A 571-nucleotide genomic window follows, 5' to 3' on the forward strand; every position below is an offset into this window, starting at 1 on the left:
CGGCGATATGGTCGATCAACTCCTGGAAATGCTGCAACGAAGAGCGCTTGGGCAGGCGCTTGATCGCATGTAGTGGGCTCTTCTGACGCCCCTGTTCGACCTGCAGGAGGCCTTCCAGGCGCTGTTTTTCATCGATGGTCAGTCGAGCCTCGATCTGAGCGAAATAGCGCCCGTTGACCAGCGTGCGGATGCGCCGGGTCAGGCGATCCAGTGTGGAGAACGCCGGCAGCTCGACGCGATCACGCACGAGCTGTTCGATGGCTACGTTGATCAGGTCTGCCGGGTTATCCATCACCGCAGCGGCTTCGTATACCGCGCGTGCCGCAATCTTCAGCCCGCCGTCGCTGTAGGCCCGGACCTGCAGGAATTGACGGATCCGACGGTAGTAGCGCTAGCGCGAGGCGTTGGCAAGATTCGTTGGCTTGACCTGCACGCGCAGTTTCAGCGCGCTGCGGATATGGCGCATCACCGCCGGCGGGCGGTCCTCCAACACGGGGAAATACCCCAGCCGTTGGAAGGTCTTGAGCAGGATCGTCAGCGTCAGGCGGTGCGCAGGCTGCCGGGTGTACTC

Annotated in this window: 1 pseudogene; it reads right to left on the bottom strand. The window is 62.5% G+C overall.

The features are described from left to right. Positions 1-571, bottom strand: a pseudogene (locus tag CSC70_RS14255) (DUF4158 domain-containing protein); the annotation flags it as partial.

It is taken from the genome of Pseudoxanthomonas kalamensis DSM 18571 (assembly GCF_010211745.1).
In the GTDB taxonomy this organism is placed as follows: Bacteria; Pseudomonadota; Gammaproteobacteria; order Xanthomonadales; family Xanthomonadaceae; genus Pseudoxanthomonas_A; species Pseudoxanthomonas_A kalamensis.